This is a genomic window from Gordonia ajococcus (assembly GCF_012974285.1).
In the GTDB taxonomy this organism is placed as follows: domain Bacteria; phylum Actinomycetota; class Actinomycetes; order Mycobacteriales; family Mycobacteriaceae; genus Gordonia; species Gordonia amicalis.
On the sequence record NZ_CP052884.1, the window covers coordinates 2867364 to 2888585 of the forward strand.

Genomic DNA, 21222 nt, shown 5'->3' on the forward strand with positions numbered 1-21222 from the left:
CCTTGCTCGCAGACATGGGGAGAATCTCTCACAGGTGGTGGGCGCCCGCTCGGCGGCAACCGTCCGGAAACGAAAGCGGTGGCCGAACTCACGCTCGGCCACCGCTTTTCGTTGCTCGACGGAACTACTTGTCCGTCGTTGCCTTGTCCTTGTCCGTCGTTGCCTTGTCCGTCGTCGCCTTGCCCGGGACGCTCGCGTCCTGCTCGGCACCGCCACGCGGCACCGGCTTGGCGTCGATGCCCGACTCCTTGCGCTGCTGCGGGGTGATCGCCGCGGGCGCCTCGGTCAACGGGTCGACGCCGCCGCCGGACTTCGGGAACGCGATGACCTCGCGGATCGAGGCCTCACCCGCGAGCAGCGCGGTGATCCGGTCCCAGCCGAAGGCGATGCCGCCGTGCGGCGGGGCGCCGTAGGCGAAGGCGTCGAGGAGGAAGCCGAACTTCTCCTGCGCCTCGTCGTGGCCGATGCCCATGATCTCGAAGACGCGCTCCTGCACGTCACGCTGATGGATACGGATCGAGCCGCCGCCGATCTCGTTGCCGTTGCAGACGATGTCGTAGGCATAGGCGAGCGCCTCACCCGGAGCGGTGTCGAGCTTCTCGATCGACTCCGGCTTGGGCGAGGTGAACGCGTGGTGCACCGCGGTCCATGCCGAGTTGCCGAGTGCGACGTCGCCGGAGGCGGTGGCCTCGGCCGTCGGCTCGAACATCGGCGCGTCGACGACCCACACGAATGCCCAGTCGTCCGGCTTGATCAGACCGAGCTTCGAGGCGATCTCGCCGCGGGCGGCGCCGAGCAGGGCGCGGGAGGACTTGACCTCGCCGGCGGCGAAGAAGACGCAGTCGCCCGGCTGTGCACCGACGTGAGCGGCGAGCCCGGCGCGCTCCTCCTCGGACAGGTTCTTGGCGACCGGACCGGTGAGGGTTCCGTCCTCGCCGACGAGCACGTACGCGAGGCCGCGGGCGCCGCGCTGCTTCGCCCACTCCTGCCAGGCGTCGAGCTGACGGCGCGGCTGCGAGGCACCACCGGGCATGACGACGGCGCCGACATACGGCGCCTGGAACACGCGGAACGGGGTGTTCGCGAAGTACTCGGCACATTCGACGAGTTCGATGTCGAAGCGCAGATCCGGCTTGTCCGAACCGAACCGGCGCATCGCGTCGGCATAGGTCATGCGCGGGATCGGGGTCGAGATCTCGACGCCGATGAGCTTCCACAGCGCCACCAGGACCTCCTCGGCGACCGCGATGACGTCGTCCTGGTCGACGAAGCTCATCTCGATGTCGAGCTGGGTGAACTCGGGCTGGCGGTCGGCGCGGAAATCCTCGTCGCGGTAGCAGCGCGCGATCTGGTAGTAGCGTTCCATGCCCGCGACCATCAGCAGCTGCTTGAACAGCTGCGGGCTCTGCGGCAGGGCGTAGAAGGTGCCGGGCTGCAGACGCGCGGGCACCAGGAAGTCGCGGGCGCCCTCCGGCGTCGAACGGGTCAGCGTCGGGGTCTCGATCTCCACGAACTCGTGGGCGGCGAGGACACCGCGGGCGGCGGCGTTGGCCTTCGACCGCAGACGCAGAGCGGCGCTCGGCCCCTCGCGCCGGAGGTCGAGGTAGCGGTGACGCAGACGCGCCTCCTCGCCCGGCGACTCGTCGAGCTGGAACGGCAGCGGTGCCGATTCGTTGAGCACCTCGAGTTCGACGGCGTTGATCTCGACCTCGCCGGAGCTGAGGTTCGGGTTCTCGCTGCCCTCCGGACGGACCTCGACCACACCGGTGACGGCGACGCAGTACTCGGCGCGCAGGCGGTGGGCGGCCGTGGCCACCGTCTCCTCGCGGAACACCACCTGCACCAGGCCGGTGGAGTCGCGCAGGTCGATGAACACCACACCGCCGTGGTCGCGTCGGCGCGCGACCCAACCGGCGACGGTGACGGTCTGCGACGTGTCGGCGCGGCGCAGCGAACCTGCGGAATGCGTGCGGAGCACTGAGAGTCCTTCCCAACGTCACACGGCCGGCCCGGCTGGCGGGCGGCGTGGAGAAGCGTTGTTTGTGTCGGCTTGTTCGTGACCCGGTGGAAACGCAGGCCAGGTACCCATCGTGCCGCATCGGCGTCGGTGCCCCGAATCCGGCCACCCGGAGATGTCCGGCGCGGGCACCACGGCGTGCCAGAATGACCGCGTGACCTTCCAAGGCAGCGGATCGATCGACACCGGCAACGTCTCCGGCGGTGGCGGCGGTGGCGGGCGGATCGCGCTCGGCGGCGGTGCAGGGCTGCTCATCACCATCGTCGCCCTGCTGTTCGGCGTGAACCCCGGCGAACTACTCGGCGGCGAGACCGGCCAGCAGGGAACGTCGTCGGCTGCGGCCGAGATCCAGCAGCAGCTCGACGCCTGCACCTATGAGATGGCGAACGAGAACACCATCTGCCGCATCAAGGCGACCACGGTCAGCGTCGACGACGTGTGGTCGGACCTCATGCCGGGTTACCAGCCGCCGAAGACCGTCATCTTCGCCGACTCGGTCAACACCGGGTGCGGCGCGGCCAGTGCGGCGACCGGGCCGTTCTACTGCCCCGCCGACCGTACCGCCTACTTCGATCCGTCCTTCTTCACGCAGCTGCGCCGCATGGGCGGCAGCGACGGTCCGCTCGCCCAGGAATACGTGGTCGCCCACGAGTACGGGCATCACGTGCAGAACCTCACCGGTGCCCTCGCCAAGGGCCAGCGGATGGGTTCGCAGGGCCCGCGCTCGGGGTCGGTGCGCGTGGAACTGCAGGCCGACTGCCTCGCCGGCGTCTGGGCCAATCACGCCGACGACGGTCCCGATGCCCTGCTCGCCCCCATCTCCGAGCAGCAGATCACGACCGTCATCCAGACCGCGAAGGCGATCGGCGACGACACCATCCAGGGACCGGGCTCCAACCCGGAGGGCTGGACGCACGGTTCGGCCACGCAGCGTGCGCGGTGGTTCGGCATCGGATACCAGTCCGGCGACCCCAACCGGTGTGACACCTTCGCCACCAACGACCTCTGACGCGATGTCGAGATGACCCCCATGGCCGCAACCCCCACGAGTCCCCGTCGACGCACCGAAGTGGACGCGATCGCCGAGGCCCACCTCGATCGACTGTGCGAGCTCGATCCGCTGCTGAGCACCGAGATCGGGTACGACGGCCGGAACGACGCGCTGACCGACTTCTCCGCGCACGGGTGTGCCGAACGGGCCGCGGTCGCCGCAGACACCCTGGCCGCACTGGCCGACGCTCCCGTCGCCGACGCGATCGACCGGGTGACCGTCGCGACGATGACCGCATCACTGCGACGGGAACTCGCCCTCGCGGACGCGGGTGAGCACATCGGCGAGTGCAACGTCATCGCTTCACCGCTGCAGGCCATGCGGGACATCTTCGACCTGATGCCCACCGACACCCGGTCCGATCGCGAGGTGTTCCTCGCCCGCCTCACCGCGATCCCCGGCGCGTTGAACCGGGCCGTCGACGGGTTGGCACACCGACTGCGGCACGGTCCCCCGATCGCGCGCCGTCAGGTCGCCGCGGTGGTCCGGCAGGCCGATTCGGCCACCGATGCCATCGCCGAGAACACGGGGGCCATCGCCGACGACCCGGCGCTCGCCGGCACGCTGGGCACCGCCCTCGACGCGGCCCGGACCGCGTTCGGCACCTTCGCCCACTACCTCGAGACCCAGGTCCTCCCGTCCGCCGTCGACGACGACGCGGTGGGCCGGGACCGCTACCTGCTCCACCTGCCGTCGTATCTGGGCGCCGACGCCGATCCGGAGGAGGCCTACGCGTGGGCGATCACGCGCCTCGAACAGATCGTCGCCGAGCAGCACGAGATCGCGGAGGGGCTCCTCCCCGGACGCGGGGTCGCCGAGACCCTCGCCTGGCTGGATCGGCAGCCGCAGTACCAGATCCACGATCGTCACGAATTCGTGGAGTGGATGCAGGAGACCTCCGACGCCGCCGTCGCCGGACTAGGCGGCCGCCACTTCGACATCCCGGAACGACTGTCCCGCATCGAATGCCGCCTGGCGCCGTCGTCGACCGGGATCATCTACTACACCCAGCCGACCGCCGACCTGTCGCGGCCGGGCCGCATGTGGTGGGCGGTCCCCGACGACCAGACCGTTTTCCACACGTGGCAGGAGAAGACGACCGTCTACCACGAGGGCGTCCCCGGCCATCATCTCCAACTCGGTTCGGCCATCGTCGATCCCGACCTCAACGCGTGGCGCAAGCTGGCGTCGTTCACCTCGGGACACGGTGAGGGCTGGGCACTCTACGCCGAGCGGCTGATGGACGAACTCGGCTGGCTCGAGGATCCGGGCGATCGGATGGGCATGCTCGATTCCCAGCGGCTGCGCGCGGCCCGGGTGGTCGTCGACATCGGTGTGCACTGCCGCCTGCCGGCTCCGGAGCCGCTCGGTGGCGGGATCTGGGACGCGGAGAAGGCCTGGGAGTTCCTGACCGCCTCGGTCGCCATGGACCACTCGGTGCTGCGCTTCGAACTCGACCGCTACCTCGGCTGGCCCGGGCAGGCGCCGTCATACGCACTGGGACAACGGGTCTGGGAGCACACCAGGCACGCCGCACTGAGCGCTCATCCGGAGTGGACGCTCAAGGACTTCCACTCGCGCGCACTGGCGTTGGGCGGTGTGTCGCTGGACGTACTGGCCGACGAGATGACCGGCCGGCACGAGGCCTGACCCCTACGACGCCCGACTGCGGTCCAGGTAGGCCTTCCGCCTGGCGGGGTCGAAGGCCCCGTAGTCGACTCCCCCGACGAACCTCTTGAGCCACCACATGATCGGCGACGGGATGAGTTCCTCGAGGACTCCCATGCCGGCGAGGTACCGCGGGACGGTGACCTCTCCCCGGCCGTGCCGCGCGCTGTCGACGATCGCCGCCGCCACCTCCGCGGGATCGAGCGTCGGCTGCAGTCGCAGCAGCACCCCCGAGGTGAGGTCGGTGCGGGTGGCCGCGGGCATGATCGTCGTCAACGTGACACCGGTGCCCGCCAGTTCGGCGCGGACCGCCCGTGAGAGCGCCACGACCCCGAACTTCGAGGCGCAGTAGGTCGCGATCCCCGGCGTGGTGATCTTGCCCGCCATCGACGACACGTTGACCACGTGGCCGCGTCCGCGCTCGATCATCTCGGGCAGAACGAGGCGGGTGCCCGTCAGCACCGCGCCGAGATTGATGTCCAGCTCGCGCTGCAACGCGTCGAGGTCCTGGTCGACGAGACGTCCCATGTGTTGGATTCCGGCGTTGTTGACCAGCATGTCGACCGGCCCGCGTGCCGAGGCCGCGTCGATGAACCCGGCGAAGGAGTCGGTGTCGGTGACATCGAGATGATGGGCGTGTGCCCGGGGTCCGAGCCGGTCGGCGGTCGCGGTGGCCGCCACCAGGTCACGGTCGCCGATCCACACCGTCGCCCCACGCTCGACCAGCGCCGCGGCGGTCGCGGCACCGATCCCGCGAGCACCGCCGGTCACGCAGACGCGAGCACCCGCAAGCGCGATCACAGCGGGCTGCCCACGGGCTGACGCAGCGCGAAGTAGGCGATCAGGCGCACGTCCTCGTCCGACGCGAACAGCAGCGCACGACCGAGGTACACGCCCGGTGTCAGTTCGACGATCTCGTCGCGGGTCCGGCGGATCGGGAACGTGCGCACCGCCGGGTTGTTGTACTGCGGGACACCGTAATCGAGGGCCGCACCCGGACCCGCGGCTCGATGAGCCCGATGTCCGGGGCATGGTCGAAGTGGAACCCCTCCATCTCACCGTCGACGTAGCGCAGACCGAGGTGGCCGGCGGTGATGATCGGCATGACCACCGCCGCGATCGGAGACAACCGGTTGAGACCCGTACCCGCCCGCGCGTCGAACGACTTCCCTCGCCACGTGGGATCGATCTTCATCAGCGGATTGGCCAGCGCGGCCTCGTGGATCCCGAACAGCTTGCCGACGATCTGGCCTTCGAGTTTGCCGTCGAGGCCTTCCGGTTCGTCACCCTCGCCGAACAACAACCGCAGAGCTTCCCGGTCCTGACGAGATCCCAACTGGCGCAGATAGTTCCAGGTCTCCACGCGCGCCCGGTGCGGATGGTCGGCGGCAAGCGCTCGAAGTTCGGACAGCATGGCGAGCGGCGCCCGCTCCCCTCCGCGTCTCTGATCGGCCGTGGTCAACTCTGCACTCATCGCATCCTCATTTCTGGTACCAGCGCGTGCCACATCCATGTGGTACCGAAATGTGCCAGATAGGGTGTGGGGTGTCAACACCCGAGGCATCGCGGATGGAAGGATGGGCCGGTGAGTTCGACGAGCAGCGAGCGCAGCTACGGCGGCGAGTCCGCCGCGGACAGGTCCGCGCGCCGACGCACGGCGCTCGTCGACGTCGCCTCGACCCTCATGAGTGAAGGACGGTGGCGGGCGGCGACCGTGGCCGGCATCTGCGCCGATGCCGGCCTCAACAAGCGCTACTTCTACGAGAGCTTCCCCGATCTCGACACCCTCGCGGACGCGGTGATCGACACCATCTCGACCGAGGTCGCACAGTCGGCGATCGCCGCATACCTGGCATCGCTGGACGCCCCCCTCGACGTACAGGCCCGCAGAGCGGTCGACGCGATCATCGGTGTGCTCGGCACCGATCGGCGCAAGGCTCGAATCCTGTTGGGCGGGGCAGCCGGGACACCTGCCGCGCTCACCCGGCGAAGCGACGCGATGGCCGGCCTCACCGCGATCCTCGTCGAACACGCGCGGACCATCCACGGCGTCGAACTCGAGGCCGATTCCCTCGCCCACACCGCGCCGGCCTTCGTCATCGGCGGCACGGCCCAGGCGATCCTCTCGTGGGCCGAGGGCACCCTCCCGGTCAGCCGGGAGCAACTTGCCGACGACCTCGCCGAACTATGGCTCGGAATAGGCGCGTCCGCGAGCGATCTGGCGCGCTCGCGCCTCAGCCCAGGAGGCGGGTGACCTCGGCGACGACGTCGTCGAGCGAGACCTGCTGCTGCTCACCGTTGCCCAGATCCTTGATCTCGATGCGGCGCCCCGCGAGTTCGTTCTCGCCGAGCACGAGCGCGAGACGCGCGCCGGAGCGGTCGGCGGCCTTCATCGCACCCTTGAGTCCGCGATCGCCGTAGGCGATGTCGACGCTGATGCCCGCAGCACGCAATGAGCCTGCGACGCCGACGAGTTCAGCCTTGGCGTCTGCACCGAGCGGGACGCCGAAGACCTGGCAGCGCGCCGCCTGGGTGCCGGCGACACCCTCGGCCTCGAGCGCCAGCATCGTGCGGTCGACACCGATGCCGAAACCGATGCCCGACAGATCCTGTTTGGCGCCCAGCTGGCGCATCAGTCCGTCGTAGCGTCCGCCGCCGCCGATGCCCGACTGCGCGCCGAGACCGTCGTGCACGAACTCGAAGGTGGTCTTGGTGTAGTAGTCCAGGCCGCGCACGAGTCGCGGGTTGATCTCGTAGGCCACGCCGAGGCGGTCCAGGTTGGCCAGCACGAGGTCGAAGTGCGTCTTCGACTCGTCGGACAGGTAGTCGATCAGCAACGGCGCGTTCGCGGTCGCCTCACGGATCTCCGGACGCTTGTCGTCGAGCACGCGCAGCGGGTTGATCTCGGCGCGCTTACGGGTCGCCTCGTCGAGATCGAGCCCGAAGAGGAACTCCTGCAACGCCTCCCGGTAGCGCGGACGGCTCGCATCGTCACCGAGCGAGGTGATCTCCAGGCGATAGCCGGACAGTCCGAGTCGCTTGTAACCCTCGTCGGCGACGGCCACGACCTCGGCGTCGAGTGCCGGGTCGTCGACGCCGATCGCCTCGACGCCGACCTGCTGCAGCTGCCGGTAGCGACCCGTCTGCGGCTTCTCGTAGCGGAAGAACGGTCCGGCGTAGCAGACCTTGACCGGCAACTGACCGCGGTCGAGGCCGTGCTGGATGACCGCGCGCACCACGCCCGCGGTGCCCTCGGGTCGCAGCGTCACCGACCGGTCACCGCGGTCGGTGAAGGTGTACATCTCCTTGCTGACGACGTCGGTCGACTCGCCGACGCCGCGGGCGAACAGCGCCGTCTCCTCGAAGATCGGCAGCTCGATGTGTCCGTATCCCGCACGACGCGCCGCGTCGGTGAGCGTGTCCCGCACCTTCCGGAAGTCCGCCGAACTCGGCGGGAAGTAGTCCGGGATACCCCGGGGTGCCTGAAATGCTCCGCTCACAGTCCGTGTCGTCCCTTCGGTCGATCAGTGGCGATGGTGTCGGTTCCCGGTGCCCGAAGGTCGACCAGGAAGGGGTTTGCAGCGCGTTCCTGCGCGATCGTGGTCTGCGGTCCGTGCCCGGGCAGCACCAGGGTGTCGTCCGGCAACGGCAGCAGCTTCGCGGCGATGGAGTCGAGCAGCTGCTGATGGTTGCCGCCGGGCAGGTCGGTGCGTCCGATGGACCCGGCGAACAACACGTCACCGGAGAAGCAGACCGGGACCGTCGTCGGAGCGTCGGACCCGGGCTCCCCCGGAACGGTCACCTCGATGCCCAACAGCACCGAGCCCTGGGTGTGGCCGGGTGCGAGGTCCACCGAGAAGTGGATGCCGGCGAGTTCGACGGGCTCACCGTCGTCGAACTCGACGACCTTCTCCGGTTCGCGGAACTTCTCGTCGCCGATCATCGCGCCGAGCGCGCGCCCGATGCCCAGGCCGGGATCGGTCAGCATCGGCCGGTCGGCGGCATGGATGTAGACGGGAATGGAGTACTCGTCGCACAACTGCGTGGCGTTCCAGGTGTGGTCCAGATGGCCGTGGGTCAGCAGGACGGCGACCGGGGTGAGGTCGTTCTCGGCGAGCAGTTCGCGCACGCGCGGCGCGGCGTCCTGGCCCGGGTCGATGATCACCGCATCAGATCCGGCTTCGGCCGCCACGAGGTAGCAGTTCGTCTGAAACATGCCGGCAGGGAATCCGGTGATCAGCATGGCACTCCTCGAGGGTCTCGGATCGGGTCGCGGGTCCCTCCATTGTGTCCTAGCTGCCCACGGCGGCCGACAGGCGGTGCGGTCGCGCTGGCACGCGTGCCGCGACACCCCACTCCACCACCCACTGAACGCTGTTCTCAGGTACAACTGGCACACTTGCCTCTCGAGTAAGTGACGTCCGCGCAGATCGTCGGCAGACTATGCCGGGATTCAGGAGGATCCACCCGCGTGACCACCAATGAGGAGCGCCGCGAGGCGGCCAAGCGGAAGCTCGAGGAACGCCTCGAAACCGAGCGTCTCGCACGGCGCAAGCGGAAGATCGTCATCGCCTCGGTCTCGACCGCCGTCGTGGTCGCCGTCGTCGCCGGCGTGACCGCCGTCGTGGTGAAGAAGATCATGGACGACCGGGAGGCCGCACGCTGGACCACCTGCGCGTTCGAGGACTCGCCGAGCCGGTTCGACCAGCTCCCCGACCAGGTTCCCGACACCGTGCCGGCCGATCAGAAGCCGCAGTACCAGGCCGAACTCGACGAGCTGAAGGCGGCGGCGAAGAACGAGCGCAAGTCCCCCAAGCCCGACGACAAGGTCCTGAAGTCCGGCACCGAGCAGGCCACCTTCACGACCACCCAGGGTGTCCTGCCGGTCACACTGGAACGTGACAGCGCCCCGTGCAATGTCGCCGCGGTCACCTCGCTGATCGAGAACAAGTTCTACGACGACACGACCTGCCACCGCATGACCACCAGCGACAAGCTGAAGATCCTGCAGTGCGGCGACCCGACCGGCACCGGCATGAGCGGGCCCGGCTGGACCAGCCCCGACGAGCCACCGACCGACCTGAAGAAGGTCGGACAGCCCGACCCGATGAGCGGATCGCAGCCGGTGGTCTACCCGCGCGGCACGGTGGCGATCGCCAACAGCAGCCAGGGCGGGCAGAACCCGAACACCGGGTCCAGCCAGTTGTTCATCGTGATCAACGACAGCGAACTAGGTCCCGACTACTCCATCGTGGGCAAGGTCGACGAGCCCGGCCTCGCCGTGCTGGACAAGGTCTACGCCGGCGGCATCACCCCCGGCCCGGCCGGCAGCCAACCCGGCGACGGCAAGCCGAAGCTCCCGGTGACGATCGAGACCGCGGTCATCGACTAGCGAAACCGGCTCCGACGACACAGATCCCGTTGCGTTCTGGCCCGGCTACCGGGACAAGACGCAACGGGATCTGTGGTTTCGACACGGCTCCTCGCTGCGCTCGGTGCCGGCTCAACCAGCGGGAGGTTTCCTCGCTTCGCTCGGTGTCGGCTCAACCAGCGGGAGGGTTCCTCGCTTCGCTCGGTGCCGGCTCAACCAGCAGGGAGGTTCCTCGCTGCGCTCGGTGCCGGCTCAACCAGCAGGGAGGTTCCTCGCTGCGCTCGGTGCCGGCTCAACCAGCAGGAGGGTTCCTCGCCGCGCTCGGTGCCGGCTCAACCAGCGCCCCGCTGGCCGAGTAGCGTCGACCGAGCGTAGCGAGGACGCCGCGTATCGAGGTCACGCCGCCGAGGTGACGCGGTAGACGTCGTAGACGCCCTCCACGTTGCGGACCACGTTGAGCACGTGGCCGAGATGCTTGGGGTCGCCCATCTCGAAGGTGAACTTGCTGATGGCCACGCGGTCGCGGCTGGTGGTCACCGACGCCGAGAGGATGTTGACGCGTTCGTCGGCGAGCACCTTGGTGACGTCGGACAGCAGGCGGTGACGGTCGAGGGCCTCGACCTGGATGGCGACGAGGAAGACCGACTCCGGGGACGGCGCCCACGACACGTCGAGGATCCGTTCCGACTGCTGCTGGAGCGAGGTCGCATTGGTGCAGTCCGTGCGGTGCACGCTGATACCGCCGCCGCGGGTGACGAAGCCCATGATGTCGTCGCCTGGTACGGGCGTACAACATTTGGCGAGTTTGATCACCACGTTGTCGACGCCGTCGACGACCACGCCGGCATCCCCGCCCTGACGCGAGCGGGTCGGCATCGTCGACGGTGTGGACCGCTCGGCGAGCGCCTCCTCCGCGTCCTCGATACCACCCAGAGATGCCACGAGCCGGTTGACGACATGCCGTGCGGAGACATGATTCTCCCCCACCGCCGTGTACAGCGCGGTGACGTCGGTGTACCGCAGCTCCTTGGCGATCGCCGCCATCGACTCCGCCGACAGCAAGCGCTGCAACGGAAGTCCGCCGCGGCGGACCTCCTTGGCGATCGCATCCTTACCGGCTTCGAGGGCCTCCTCGCGGCGTTCCTTGGCGAACCACTGGCGGATCTTGGCCTTGGCCCGCGGCGACACCACGAAGGTCTGCCAGTCCTTCGACGGGCCGGCGGTGGGCGCCTTGGAGGTGAACACCTCCACCACCTCGCCGTTCTCGAGCTTGCGTTCGAGCGCGACCAGCCGGCCGTTGACGCGGGCACCGATACAGCGGTGACCGACCTCGGTGTGGACCGCGTAGGCGAAGTCGACCGGCGTCGAACCGGCCGGGAGGGTGACCACGTCGCCCTTCGGCGTGAAGACGAAGATCTCCCGGACCGCGAGGTCGTACCGCAACGATTCGAGGAACTCACCGGGGTCGGCGGCCTCACGCTGCCAGTCGAGCAGCTGGCGCATCCACGCCATGTCGTCGATCTCGGTGGTGTCGGACTTCTTGCCCGACTTCCGGTAGCCGTTCTCCTTGTAGCGCCAGTGCGCGGCGATGCCGAACTCGGCGGTCCGGTGCATCTCGTGCGTCCGGATCTGCACCTCGAGCGGCTTGCCCTCGGGCCCGATCACGGTGGTGTGCAACGACTGATAGACGCCGAAGCGCGGCTGGGCTATGTAGTCCTTGAAGCGTCCCGCCATGGGCTGCCACAGCGAGTGGACGACGCCGACCGCGGCGTAGCAGTCACGGTCCTCTTCGCACAGGATGCGCATGCCGACCAGGTCGTGGATGTCGTCGAAGTCGCGTCCCTTGACGATCATCTTCTGATAGATCGACCAGTAGTGCTTGGGACGCCCCTCGACCGTCGCGTGGATCCGCGCCGCGGACAACGCGTTGTTGATGTCGGCCCGCACCCGCGCGAGGTAGGTGTCACGCGACGGGGCGCGGTCGGCGACCAGACGCACGATCTCCTCGTAGCGCTTGGGATGCAGGATCGCGAACGAGAGGTCCTCGAGCTCCCACTTCACGGTCGCCATACCGAGCCGATGCGCAAGCGGCGCAATGACTTCCAACGTCTCGCGCGCCTTGCGCGCCTGCTTCTCCGGCGGGAGGAAGCGCATCGTCCGCATGTTGTGGAGCCGGTCGGCGACCTTGATCACGAGGACACGCGGGTCGCGGGCCATCGCGATGATCATCTTGCGGATGGTCTCGGCCTCGGCGGCACTGCCCAGCGCGACCTTGTCGAGTTTGGTCACGCCGTCGACGAGATGGGCGACCTCGGGGCCGAAGTCACGTTCGAGCGCCTGCAACGAGTAGCCGGTGTCCTCGACCGTGTCGTGCAGCAGTGCGGCGATCAGGGTGGTGGTGTCCATGCCGAGGTCGGCGAGGATCGTCGCGACCGCCAGCGGATGGGTGATGTACGGGTCGCCGGACTTGCGTTTCTGTCCGCTGTGGCGCTCCTCGGCGACGTCGTAGGCCCGCTGCAGCAGGGCGACGTCGGCCTTCGGGTAGATCTCGCGGTGCAGCGTGACCAGGGGCTCGAGGACCGGCCGGACCTGGCTGCGGGTGGCGGTCATGCGGCGGGCCAGACGGGCGCGCACGCGCCGCGAGGCGGATGGCGAGGTCGAGGTCGACGTCGCGGTGGGGACGCCGGGTCCGGTGCCCTCGCCGACCGGCGAGGCAGACGAGTCGGCCGCGGGAGTCACGGAGCGCTCAGCCGTGCCGGATTCATCGGGCATCGCCGGTCCTCCTCCGTATGGTCCGTGTCCTGTCGTGGTCTCAATCGAGTCTAGATCCTCGGTCACCCGCGACCGTCAGTCGAGCGCCACCGAGTGGACGGGCACCTCTGGGCCCAGCCCGCGAGCGATCGTGTCGCGCCCGCCGAGCCCGACGAGCTCCATGATCACCGCGACGCCGGTGACACTCGCCCCGGCCCGGCTGAGCAGACCCGCAGCGGCCACCGCGGTACCGCCGGTGGCCAGCACGTCGTCGACGAGAAGGACGCGCTGCCCGCTCAGGTCGAGACCGTTGGCGGGGATCTCCAGCGTCGCGCTGCCGTATTCGAGGCTGTAGCTGACCGCGTGCACCGGAGGCGGCAGCTTGCCGCCCTTGCGCACCGCGAGCACCCCGACCTCGAGTTCGCGGGCGACCGCACCACCGAGGAGGAAGCCGCGTGCGTCGATGCCGGCGACGAGGTCGATCGCGCCGCAGCCGTGGGTCAGGGCCGTGACGATCGCGGACAATCCCTCCGCGTCGGCCAGGACCGGTGTCAGGTCCTTGAAGGCGATCCCGGCGCTCGGGAAGTCGTCGACGAGGCGGGTGTGCCGGGCGATCGCCGCCTGGGCACGTGCCACCGCTTCCGCGGTCCGTTCGGGTACCACGCCACCCATCAGTTCTCCCCTACCGCTTGTCTGCACTGCCACTCGACCGTCATTTGCCGATCGTCCATCGATCCATGTTCCACCCGGTGCCTGCGCGACTGAGTCCGGCCGCGACGCCACCCACCTGATCCTTCCACTGCCGTATGCGCGGCGCGGCGAACAGGGGGATCGACGGCATCGACGACCAGCTCGCGTTCTCGATCGAGCGGACCAGACGGAGCCGGTCGGGTACGGACACGGTGACCGCGAACTGGTCGATCCCACGACTGACCTGAGGGCCCCCGGTGCCGGAGAGGTTGAGCGGGTCACCGCCGCGCAGCGTGTAGGCGTCCCGGCTCGGGTCCGCGGCGCCGGATGCGGCGAAGGAGTCTCCCCCGGCGGTGATCAGGGCATCGACATCCTTGCCCAGTGATTCTGGTTGCACGTCGGGCGTGGCGACATCCTCGACGACGAATCCGGCTTCCCGGCAGGACGCCGCGATGGCCGCCACCATCTGCTGCCACCGCAGGGTCGGCGCCACGTACCCGATGCGGACACGACGCGGCTGCAGACCCGAGGTCGTCGATGTCCCGTCCCCCGCGCCCTGACCGGTCGCGGCGCGCAGCAGCGTCCGTGCCCGTTCGAGATCCGGGCGCTGGTAGGCGCGGCCGAACTCGGTGTTCATCGGCCCGGCGAGGTTGTCGGCGGGTGCGAGCACGCGCAGATTCCACACCTGGGCGCCGCCGGAGAAGTCACGGGCGAGGTCGGCACGCGGAACGCAGGAGGCGAAGGCCTGCCGCATCCGCACGTCCCCGAAGACGCCTCGTCCCGCGAGCACGACCTGTTCCACGCCGAGCGCCCGGGCGGGTGAGGCCGGTCCGTCCGCGCCGGGTGTGCCGGCGATGTCACCCTCCACGATTCCCGCGGTGACGTCGACGATGTCGAACTTCCCGTCGGGAAGGCGGCGCGCCGAATCGGTGCCGCGGCCCCAGATCGCGATGCGCGAGGTCTCGGGCTTGTCGCCCCACCACGATTCGTTGGGGATCAGGACGAGTCCGCCCGACCGTGAGTAGCGGTCGATGCGGTAGGGCCCGGAGGCCGGGAACCGCGCATGGTCGACCGGACCGAAGGTCAGATCGAAGCCCGTGTTCCAGGCGGTGGCGATGCGGGCCAGCGCACCGCGGTCCATCGCCCGGATGGGGTCGACGACGTTGGCGACTCCGGCCTCGCGGGCCACCACGTGGGCGGGCAGCAACGTGCCCGCGCCGAACAGCGACAGCCAGTCGCGGTACTCACGTCCTGGCGCGAACGTCACCGTCGCCGACTTCGCGCCGGGCGCGCACTCCACCTTCTCGATGTCGCGGTACCCGGCCGTCGTCGCCGGCGTGAAACCGGGGAAGCGCCCACTCATCGCTGCCCACGCCAACACCAGGTCGTCGCAGTCGAGGGCGACGTCGTCGGTGAAGGCGGCCTCGGGGGTGAACTCGTACCGCAGCGCCGTGGCGCGTCCGGGGATCCGGGTCACGGTGCCGACGTCGCGGTCCGGGATGACCTGCCCCCGGGGTCCGAGCAGGCTGAAACCCGGCAGGAGGCGACTGGTCGCCATGATCACTCCGTCGGCGTTGCCGTCCACGGTGTTCGCGTTGTAGCTGGTCACGTGGGCGTCGACCACGTAGTCGAGGGTCGGTGGCCCGTCGTCCCCGCACGCCGTCAGGACGCCCGCGCCCGTGACGACCCCGACGAGCAGGCTCAGGACCCTGATGAACTCCCGGTGCCTGACGATCACGTCGGTGAGACTAGCGGTTGCGACGGCGTTTGCCGGTCGGTACCGCCCGGTCGGTGTCGTCCGTGTCGGCCGCGCCGCGGCGACGACGCACCGGCCGCTCGGTGTCGGTCGAGCCGGCGCCGGACGTGATCCCGGCACGACGGTTCATCACCTTCGTGGTGTGCCGGGCGACGTCCGGACGGCGTTCCTTCAACGTCACCAGCAGCGGCGCGGCGAGGAAGATCGACGAGTAGGCGCCGACCACGACGCCGACGAGCTGGATCAGGCCGAGGTCCTTCAGCGTGCCGACCCCGAGCAGCCACACCGCCACGACCATCAGGGCGATGATCGGCAGCACCGAGATGATCGTCGTGTTGATCGATCGCATCAGGGTCTGGTTGATGGCGAGGTTCGCCTGCTCGCCGTAGGTACGACGCGTCGTCTGCAGGACCGAGCGGGTGTTCTCGGCGACCTTGTCGAACACGACGACCGTGTCGTACAGCGAGAAGCCGAGGATGGTCAGCAGGCCGATCACCGTCGCCGGCGTCACCTCCCAGCCGACCAGCGAGTAGACACCCGCGGTGCACACGATGTCGAAGAACAGCGATGCCATGGCCGCGATCGACATCTCCCGGTCGAACCGGACGGCGATGTAGGCGAACACGATGACCAGGAACACCGCGAGCGCGAGAACCATCTTCTCGGTGATCTCACGGCCCCAGGTGGAACTGACGTCGGAGATGCTGACCTCGTTGGGTGCCAGCTCGGGACCGAACTCCGTGGCGAGCGCGCGCGTGACCGCCTCGGCCTGGGCGATGTCGAGGGTCTCGGTGCGCACCTGCACGGTGGCGCTGTCGCCGGCGCCCGCGGTCTGGACCGATTCGGGCTCTTCGCCGAGGGCCTCGGCGACGACCTTCTCGACCGAGTCCGCGGTGACCTCCGACGAGACGACGGGGACCGACATCTGGGTGCCGCCCTCGAAGTCGATGCCGAAGGTGAACCCGCGGATGGCGATGGACGCCAGGCAGATCAGCATGATCACGGCGGTGACGATGTACCAGGTCTTCCGCTTGCCCACGATCTCGAAGGCGCCGGTGCCGGTGTAGAGCCGGGCGAAGAACCCTCGCCGGGTGTCGGAGACGAAGTCGGCGTCGGTCCCGGTGGACGGCGCCGGCGGTTCGGCGACCGTGGTGCCGGTGGTCTCCCGCGCGTCCTTGTTCGGGTTGTCCGGACGGGTCATCGCACAGTCCCCTTCTCGCTGGTGGACGCGTCGACGCGGGCCGCTTCGGTGCCGGTGGCCTCGGCCTGGCGGCGGGCTGCGACCTTTCGCTCGCGGGCCACCTCGGTGACCGCGCCGAGGCCGTTGACGCTCGGCTTGGACAGGAACGCCGACCGGCTGGCGTAGACCACCAGTGGGTGGGTCACCAGGAAGACGACCATGACGTCGAGAATCGTGGTGAGGCCCAGCGTGAACGCGAAGCCGCGCACCTCGCCGATCGCGAGGATGTAGATCACCGCGGCGGCGATGAAGCTGACCGCGTTACCCGACCAGATGGTGCGGCGGGCGCTGGCCCAACCGCGTGGCACGGCCGAACGGAAACTCCGGCCCTCGCGCATCTCGTCCTTGATGCGTTCGAAGTAGACGACGAACGAGTCCGCGGTCATACCGATACCGATGATCAGACCGGCGATGCCGGCGAGGTCGAGCGTGAACCCGATCCAGCGTCCGAGCAGCACGATGATGCCGTAGACCATCGCACCGGCGAGCACCAGTGACAGCGTCGTCAGGAGGCCGAGCATCCGGTAGTAGGCCAGCGCGTAGATCAACACCGCGACGAGACCGATCGCGCCGGCGAGCAGACCTGCCTTCAGCGACGAGAGACCCAGTGTCGCCGAGACGGTTTCGGCATCGGAGGCATTGAACGACAGGGGCAGCGAGCCGTACTTCAGCACGTTCGCGAGCTCGTTCGACGACTTCTCGGTGAACGGGTCGGCGCTGCTGCCGCTGATGCGGGTCTGGCCACCGGGGATCGGCTCGTTGATCGCCGGCGCCGAGACGACCGCCGAGTCGAGGGTGAACGCGGTCTGCGTGCGGTTGGGGGCCTCCTGCGCGGTGTACTTGGGCCAGAAGTCCGCCGCCTTGCCCTTGAACTCGAGGGTGACGACCCACTCACCGGTCTGCGGATCGGTGCCGGCGGACGCGTCCTTGATGTCGCGACCGTCGATGATCTGCGGGCCGAGGAGGTAGACCTCCTTGCCGTCGGTGGAACAGGCCACCAGGTACTGGTCGGGCAGGTCGTTGCCCCGGAGGGGGTCGTTGGCGGTCGGCGAGCAGTCCATTTTCGCCATCTGCTCCTGCAGCGGCACCAGCTGTTCCTGCTTGGCGTCGCCGGGGGCCTGGCGGAGCTTGCGCTGTTCGGCGATCGCCGCCGCGGCCACCTCGGTGGGCATCGCGTCGGCCTGTTTCGCGGTCTGGTCCTCCGGCTTCGGCGGCTGCGGGGTCGCCGCGGTGGCGCCGACCACCGGCCGCACGTACAGCCGCGCGGTCTGACTCAGCGACTTGGCCTGCGCGCCGTCCTCGCCGGGCACCGTGATCACGAGGTTGTTGCCGGTGACGACGACCTCGGAGCCGGACACACCGAGCCCGTTCACACGCTGCTCGATGATCTGCTTGGCCTGGTCGAGCTGTTGCCGCGTCGGCTCCTTGCCGTCCTCGGTGCGCGCGGTGAGCGTCACCCGGGTTCCGCCCTGGAGGTCGATGCCCAGTTTGGGTTCGAGCGTCTGGGGACCGGTGAAGTAGATCAGCCCGTACACGACGGCGAGGAGCGCGAGGAAGGCCACGAGCGGACGCCACGGCGGGATCTCTCGACTCGGTCGCGACCGCTTGCCGGCGGGCTTGTCCGCCTTTGCAGTCGAACGAGGAGTAGTCACAGCTGTTCAGGTCTCCTTTGGGAACGTCAACCGGCCGAGGATGCTGGGACCGCATGACCCACCGACTCCGAAGGTCTGCGTGCGCGCGCCGAGATCACAGCGCGGCACGCAGACCTCAGCAAGACAGGCGTTGCGCGGGAGGTGGGCAGGAGGCGCCATGCCGTTGGACGGCGCGGCGCTGCGCGGGGATTACTTGTCGGTGTCGCGCGCGTCGTCGGACGACGGCTTGTCCAGGCTCACCGAGTCCGAGTGGTCGGCGTAGTCGTCGTACTCGACCTCGGGTGCGGTGTGGCCCGCGTAGGTGGCGGCGGCCTCGTCGGTGGGGATGACGCGCATGATCGCGAGGCGGTTCCAGCGGGTCATCACGCCGGTGGCGATCTCCACATCGACGAAATCCGACGACGTGGCGTCGATGACGGTGCCGTACAGGCCGGAGGTCAGCTGGATACGCGCACCCGTGGACACCGAGTTCTGCATGTCCTGCATCTCGGCCATGCGCTTCTTCTGCTTCCGCATCGACAAGAACATGAAGCCGGCGAGAAGGGCCAGCAAGAGGGGGAAGAGCAGAGCGTCCATGGGTGAGAGTCAGTCCTTTGTGTTTTCGGGGTGTACCGCGTGGACCACCGCCCCGCGCCGACGGGCGTGAGGCGGCAACGGCCACGCTGTGCTCCACACAGTGTGCCACGTCCGCCGGCAAGATCATCCCCGCAGGTGGTGCCCCGCGTCACATGCGGCGACGTCACGCAGCGCGGGTGGGGGTCACAGCTCGTCGAACAGCGGGTCCGTCCCGATGTCGCGGGGCCGGGCGCCGAAGGACGCGTTCATCGCGCCGGCGGGCGGCGTCAGACCGAGGTGATGCCACGCCGCTGCGGTGGCGACCCGGCCACGCGGCGTGCGGGCGATCATCCCCGCGCGGACGAGGAAGGGCTCGCAGACCTCTTCGACGGTCGCGGGCTCCTCGCCCACCGCCACGGCGAGCGTCGAGACCCCGACCGGTCCCCCGCCGAACGCCCGGATCAGAGCGTCGAGGACGGCCCGGTCGAGGCGGTCGAAGCCCAGTTCGTCCACGTCGTAGACCGCGAGCGCGGCCCGGGCGACGTCGACGGTGATCGAGCCGTCACCGCGGACCTCGGCGTAGTCACGGACACGGCGAAGCAGACGGTTGGCGATGCGGGGCGTGCCGCGCGAGCGGCGCGCGATCTCCTCCGAGGCGTCGGGACGCAGTCCCATGCCGAGGATTCCCGCGGAACGGTTCAGGACCTGGACGAGTTCGGCCGGGTCGTAGAACTCCATGTGCGCGGTGAACCCGAAGCGGTCGCGCAGCGGGCCGGTCAGCGAGCCGGAGCGGGTGGTGGCGCCGACCAGGGTGAACGGGGCGACGTCCAGCGGAATCGACGTGGCGCCCGGCCCCTTGCCGACCACCACGTCGACGCGGAAGTCCTCCATCGCGAGGTACAGCATCTCCTCGGCCGGCCGGGCGATGCGGTGGATCTCGTCGATGAACAGGACGTCACCCTCGACGAGATTCGACAGCATCGCGGCGAGGTCACCGGCGCGTTCGAGCGCCGGTCCCGACGTCACGCGGATCGCGGCGCCCATCTCCGAGGCGATGATCATGGCGAGCGAGGTCTTGCCGAGTCCCGGTGGACCGGACAGCAGGATGTGGTCGGGGGTCCCGCCGCGTCCCTTCGCCCCGTGCAGGACGAGCTCGAGCTGTTCGCAGACGCGCGGTTGACCGATGAAGTCGGCCAGCGACCGGGGACGCAGGCCTGCGTCGAGGTCACCGTCGGAACGGACCGGTGTCGCGTTGACCTCGCGTTCCTCGAGGTCGTCGGGGTCGCCCGTCATCACGAGGCCTTGCCCAGCAGCGCCAACGAGCGGCGGAGCGCGGTGGAGGCGTCGGCGTCGGGATTCTCGGCGAGCACCGCGGTGACCGCCTTCTCGGCCGGGCCGGCGGTGAAGCCGAGGCCGACGAGCGCCTCGGCGACCTGTTCGCGGATTCCGCCGGCGACGACGGTGCCGGCCGACGTGTCGCCCGCCGGCCGGTCGACCTTGTCCCGGAGTTCGACGCAGAGTCGTTCGGCGACGCGCTTGCCGATGCCGGGCACCGACGTCAGCGCCTTGGTGTCGGAGTCGGCGAGTGCGCGACGTAACGCCTCCGGCTCGAGGACTGCGAGAGTCGCCATCGCCAGCCGCGGACCGACCCCGGTCACCGTCTGCAGCAGCGCGAACAGCGCGCGGGCGTCGGGTTCGGTGAACCCGTACAGCGTCATCGAGTCCTCGCGGACGATCATCGAGGTGAGAAGCGTCGCCTCGTCGCCGCGCCGCAGCCGCGACAACGTCACCGGGGTCGCGAGCACCCGGTAACCGACTCCGGCACAGTCGATCACGGCATGGTCGAGGGCGATCTCGAGAACCGGACCGCGGACTGACGCGATCATGCGCGACTCCCCTCTCGTGCCTGGGCGAGCCGCTGACGGTGCTTCGCGGCGGCCGCGTCGGCCTGTTTCTGCGCGGCGGCCATCCGCTCCATCATGGGCCCGCGCCAGCAGTGACAGATCGCGAGCGCGAGTGCGTCCGCGGCGTCGGCGGGTTTCGGCTTGGTCTGCATGCCGAGAATCCGGGTGACCATCGCGGTGACCTGCGCCTTGTCCGCGCGACCGCTGCCGGTGACGGCGGCCTTGACCTCCGACGGCGTGTGGAAGCGTACGGGTACGCCACGCTGGCTCGCCGCGAGCGCGATCACGCCGCCGGCCTGCGCGGTACCCATCGCGGTCGACACCTGGTTCTGCGCGAAGACCCGTTCGATGGCGACCACATCGGGCTGATGGACATCGAGCCAGTGACACGCCGAGGTGTAGACGGCCAGCAGACGCTCGGCCAGTTCCATGTCGCTCGGCGTGCGCACCACGTCCACGTCGAGTGCGGTCACCGACCTCCCACGACCCGACTCCACCAGTGCGATACCGCACCGGGTGAGACCCGGATCGACGCCCATGACGCGCACTCGTACCCTCCCAGGAATC

Annotated in this window: 19 protein-coding genes; 4 read left to right on the top strand and 15 right to left on the bottom strand. The window is 69.3% G+C overall.

What is annotated here, in order from left to right; translation table 11 throughout:
* Positions 1-124 precede the first annotated feature (124 nt).
* Positions 125-1978 (bottom strand): aspartate--tRNA ligase, encoded by a 1854-nt coding sequence (gene aspS / locus GAA2_RS12925; protein ID WP_024497157.1) that lies wholly within the window; start codon positions 1976-1978, stop codon positions 125-127.
* Positions 1979-2171: 193 nt separating this feature from the next.
* Between aspS and GAA2_RS12930 the strand changes: the two genes are divergently transcribed.
* Together GAA2_RS12930 and GAA2_RS12935 are read left to right on the top strand one after the other, a co-directional pair.
* The gene (locus GAA2_RS12930; protein WP_024497158.1) at positions 2172-3026 is read left to right on the top strand and encodes a neutral zinc metallopeptidase; all 855 of its coding nucleotides are present in this window, start codon (positions 2172-2174) and stop codon (positions 3024-3026) included.
* Between the two features lie 21 nt (positions 3027-3047).
* Entirely contained in the window at positions 3048-4718 is a 1671-nt protein-coding gene (locus GAA2_RS12935) for a DUF885 domain-containing protein (protein WP_035760020.1), read from the top strand.
* Positions 4719-4721: 3 nt separating this feature from the next.
* Here GAA2_RS12935 and GAA2_RS12940 read toward each other — a convergent pair whose 3' ends face one another.
* Genes GAA2_RS12940 through GAA2_RS12945 form a run of 3 tightly spaced genes read right to left on the bottom strand, consistent with a single transcriptional unit; the run spans position 4722 to position 6210 of the window.
* A complete protein-coding gene (locus GAA2_RS12940; protein WP_024497160.1) occupies positions 4722-5537 on the bottom strand; it encodes an SDR family oxidoreductase in 816 nt (271 codons plus the stop codon).
* On the bottom strand, positions 5534-5686 hold the full coding sequence (locus GAA2_RS23380; RefSeq protein WP_316249286.1) for a hypothetical protein: 153 nt from the start codon (positions 5684-5686) through the stop codon (positions 5534-5536). The genes GAA2_RS12940 and GAA2_RS23380 overlap by 4 nt, the downstream gene beginning before the upstream one ends.
* A complete protein-coding gene (locus tag GAA2_RS12945) occupies positions 5638-6210 on the bottom strand; it encodes a hypothetical protein (protein WP_316249287.1) in 573 nt (190 codons plus the stop codon). Before GAA2_RS12945 ends, GAA2_RS23380 begins: the two co-directional genes overlap by 49 nt.
* Positions 6211-6321: 111 nt before the next feature.
* Between GAA2_RS12945 and GAA2_RS12950 the strand changes: the two genes are divergently transcribed.
* Positions 6322-6990, top strand: a complete 669-nt coding sequence (locus tag GAA2_RS12950; RefSeq protein ID WP_024497161.1) for a TetR/AcrR family transcriptional regulator — start codon at positions 6322-6324, stop codon at positions 6988-6990.
* Here the strand turns inward: GAA2_RS12950 and hisS are convergent.
* Together hisS and GAA2_RS12960 are read right to left on the bottom strand one after the other, a co-directional pair.
* Positions 6971-8236 carry a histidine--tRNA ligase gene (hisS, locus tag GAA2_RS12955; RefSeq protein WP_024497162.1) on the bottom strand — a complete coding sequence of 422 codons (1266 nt, stop codon included), beginning with the start codon at positions 8234-8236 and terminating at the stop codon, positions 6971-6973. The two genes, GAA2_RS12950 and hisS, sit on opposite strands and share 20 nt — an antisense overlap.
* Positions 8233-8979, bottom strand: a complete 747-nt coding sequence (locus tag GAA2_RS12960; protein ID WP_024497163.1) for an MBL fold metallo-hydrolase — start codon at positions 8977-8979, stop codon at positions 8233-8235. The genes hisS and GAA2_RS12960 overlap by 4 nt, the downstream gene beginning before the upstream one ends.
* Positions 8980-9207: 228 nt before the next feature.
* Here GAA2_RS12960 and GAA2_RS12965 point away from each other — a divergent pair, with 228 nt between their 5' ends.
* On the top strand, positions 9208-10128 hold the full coding sequence (locus GAA2_RS12965) for a peptidylprolyl isomerase (protein WP_024497164.1): 921 nt from the start codon (positions 9208-9210) through the stop codon (positions 10126-10128).
* A 375-nt stretch (positions 10129-10503) separates the two neighbouring features.
* On the opposite strand, the gene GAA2_RS12970 is transcribed toward GAA2_RS12965, so the two are convergent.
* From GAA2_RS12970 to ruvC, 9 genes are all read right to left on the bottom strand, one after another.
* Complete coding sequence (locus tag GAA2_RS12970; RefSeq protein WP_024497165.1) at positions 10504-12879, bottom strand: RelA/SpoT family protein; 2376 nt, start codon at positions 12877-12879, stop codon at positions 10504-10506.
* Between the two features lie 75 nt (positions 12880-12954).
* Complete coding sequence (locus GAA2_RS12975) at positions 12955-13530, bottom strand: adenine phosphoribosyltransferase (protein WP_024497166.1); 576 nt, start codon at positions 13528-13530, stop codon at positions 12955-12957.
* A 40-nt stretch (positions 13531-13570) separates the two neighbouring features.
* Positions 13571-15286, bottom strand: a complete 1716-nt coding sequence (locus GAA2_RS12980) for an ABC transporter substrate-binding protein (protein ID WP_024497167.1) — start codon at positions 15284-15286, stop codon at positions 13571-13573.
* 10 nt (positions 15287-15296) lie between these two features.
* The gene (gene secF / locus GAA2_RS12985) at positions 15297-16505 is read right to left on the bottom strand and encodes a protein translocase subunit SecF (RefSeq protein ID WP_024497168.1); all 1209 of its coding nucleotides are present in this window, start codon (positions 16503-16505) and stop codon (positions 15297-15299) included.
* Entirely contained in the window at positions 16502-18196 is a 1695-nt protein-coding gene (gene secD, locus GAA2_RS12990) for a protein translocase subunit SecD (protein WP_024497169.1), read from the bottom strand. The genes secF and secD overlap by 4 nt, the downstream gene beginning before the upstream one ends.
* A gap of 189 nt (positions 18197-18385) precedes the next feature.
* The gene (yajC, locus tag GAA2_RS12995; protein WP_024497170.1) at positions 18386-18772 is read right to left on the bottom strand and encodes a preprotein translocase subunit YajC; all 387 of its coding nucleotides are present in this window, start codon (positions 18770-18772) and stop codon (positions 18386-18388) included.
* Positions 18773-18955: 183 nt separating this feature from the next.
* Positions 18956-20044, bottom strand: a complete 1089-nt coding sequence (gene ruvB, locus GAA2_RS13000; protein ID WP_024497171.1) for a Holliday junction branch migration DNA helicase RuvB — start codon at positions 20042-20044, stop codon at positions 18956-18958.
* On the bottom strand, positions 20044-20637 hold the full coding sequence (gene ruvA / locus GAA2_RS13005; protein WP_024497172.1) for a Holliday junction branch migration protein RuvA: 594 nt from the start codon (positions 20635-20637) through the stop codon (positions 20044-20046). The genes ruvB and ruvA overlap by 1 nt, the downstream gene beginning before the upstream one ends.
* Entirely contained in the window at positions 20634-21203 is a 570-nt protein-coding gene (ruvC, locus tag GAA2_RS13010) for a crossover junction endodeoxyribonuclease RuvC (protein WP_006436340.1), read from the bottom strand. The genes ruvA and ruvC overlap by 4 nt, the downstream gene beginning before the upstream one ends.
* Positions 21204-21222: the final 19 nt, after the last annotated feature.

What these genes read in the sequence shown, in the direction of transcription:
- GAA2_RS12970 (WP_024497165.1), bottom strand. Translation starts at nt 12,879, where the DNA reads ATGCCCGATGAATCCGGCACGGCTGAGCGCTCCGTGACTCCCGCGGCC.
- yajC (WP_024497170.1), bottom strand. Translation starts at nt 18,772, where the DNA reads ATGGACGCTCTGCTCTTCCCCCTCTTGCTGGCCCTTCTCGCCGGCTTC.
- ruvB (WP_024497171.1), bottom strand. Translation starts at nt 20,044, where the DNA reads ATGACGGGCGACCCCGACGACCTCGAGGAACGCGAGGTCAACGCGACA.
- GAA2_RS12975 (WP_024497166.1), bottom strand. Translation starts at nt 13,530, where the DNA reads ATGGGTGGCGTGGTACCCGAACGGACCGCGGAAGCGGTGGCACGTGCC.
- GAA2_RS12945 (WP_316249287.1), bottom strand. Translation starts at nt 6,210, where the DNA reads ATGAGTGCAGAGTTGACCACGGCCGATCAGAGACGCGGAGGGGAGCGG.
- secF (WP_024497168.1), bottom strand. Translation starts at nt 16,505, where the DNA reads ATGACCCGTCCGGACAACCCGAACAAGGACGCGCGGGAGACCACCGGC.
- GAA2_RS12935 (WP_035760020.1), top strand. Translation starts at nt 3,048, where the DNA reads ATGGCCGCAACCCCCACGAGTCCCCGTCGACGCACCGAAGTGGACGCG.
- GAA2_RS12960 (WP_024497163.1), bottom strand. Translation starts at nt 8,979, where the DNA reads ATGCTGATCACCGGATTCCCTGCCGGCATGTTTCAGACGAACTGCTAC.
- ruvA (WP_024497172.1), bottom strand. Translation starts at nt 20,637, where the DNA reads ATGATCGCGTCAGTCCGCGGTCCGGTTCTCGAGATCGCCCTCGACCAT.